The organism is Nocardioides sp. Z22_16 (genome assembly GCF_058134365.1).
Genome location: NZ_JBYTTI010000010.1, coordinates 1 through 1,429, shown reverse-complemented (window position 1 = coordinate 1,429; position 1,429 = coordinate 1). Strand labels below are relative to the sequence as shown.

The 1,429-nt window shown below is 66.4% G+C and carries 1 protein-coding gene; it reads right to left on the bottom strand.

Annotated elements, in window-relative coordinates:
• Positions 1-60: 60 nt before the first annotated feature.
• Positions 61-1,287: an integrase core domain-containing protein gene (locus tag AC3X7R_RS18770; RefSeq protein ID WP_489967212.1), complete on the bottom strand. Its 1,227-nt coding sequence runs from the start codon at positions 1,285-1,287 to the stop codon at positions 61-63.
• Positions 1,288-1,429: the final 142 nt, after the last annotated feature.

The window sequence follows — 1,429 nt, the reverse complement described above, 5'->3', positions numbered from 1 at the left end:
TGTGATGTCTCGGGACATTGGTGACAGTTCTGGGTCAGGACATCGGTGACGGTTCATGTCTCATGACTTGGGTGACGTTTTGTTTGTCTTGGGGCGAGGGCCTGGGGGCATGTTGTTCCCGACATAGGTGATGCCGGGTGCGGGTCGGGTGTGCTCGATGAGGATCTCGCCGTGCAGGTCGGCGACGGTGATGCGGTCACCGTCGGTGATGACCAGCACCTGTTGGAATCCGCGTCGGCCGTCGACCCGGTACTGGACGCTGTCCAGCATGAACACGCCCGCGCTGCTCAACTTCTTCACGACCGTGTCTGGGGGCAGGTCCGTCGGCACGGCGACCGGGGCGGGTGGGATGACTGCGGGTCGCAGGAACCGCTTTCGGGTGGGTCGGGGAGGCTCGGCGACCGCGGTCGCGGCCCAGGCCTGCTGAGGAGTGACCCGTCCTGGCAGCCCTTGATGGGGGCGTTCGGTGTTGTAGAGGTGGTCGAACGCGTCGACCTGGCCCTGCAGCTGCTCGAGGGTCTCGGCGAGTGGCTGCTTGTCCAGGTAGCGGAAGAGCGTTTGGTGGAAGCGTTCGTTCTTGCCCTGGGTGGTCGGCTTGTAGGGCTTGCCAGTGATGGGCTCGGTGCCTAGGCCCATCAGGTGTACGACGAACTTGCCCAGGTGCCCGCTACGCGAGGGGTTGAGTGCGGCCCCGTTGTCGGACAGGAGCCGTTGCGGCACACCGTGGGCTGCAACGGCCTTGTCGAACACCGTGATCGCGGCCTGGGAGGTCTCGCCCCAGGCGACGTGGCTGGCCACGGCGTAGCGGGAGTGGTCGTCGATGAGCTGGAGGATGACGCACCGCCGGCCGCCGGTCAGCACGTACTCGGTCCCGTCGAGCTGCCAGCACGCGTTCGGTGCCGGGTAGACGAACCGGCGCCACGCGGAACGTGGTCGCTTCTTCGGCTCGAGCCGGGCCACACCGGACTGACGGAAGATCCGCGCCAGCGTGGCGACCGAGGGCACCACCGTCAGCCCCATGGCGCGCATCTTGTCGTGCACGCTGATCGGCCCATGGTCCAGACCCGAGGCTTCCAGTGCTGCCCGGACCGCGAGGGCCTGGTCCTTGACCTCGTCGGTGATCCGGGTCGGGCTGTTCAACGGCCGCCGACTGCGCGGTTCCAGGGCCGCTGCCGCACCGTCGGTGCGGACCCTGGCTCGGATCGCATAAAACGTCTTGCGGGAGATCTCGTGCTCGGCGCAGAACGTTGTCACCGCTCCGCGCGGCGCGTCGTCGGGCCACTGCACGATCGCGAGGCGGATACGAGGATCAACGGGTTCACGAGTATTCGGCACCGCCCAAGACAGCCAGAAGTGTCACCACCAAGCACCCCGGTTGTGTCACCGATGTCCTGATACAGAACCGTCACCTACGTCCTGCGACATCACA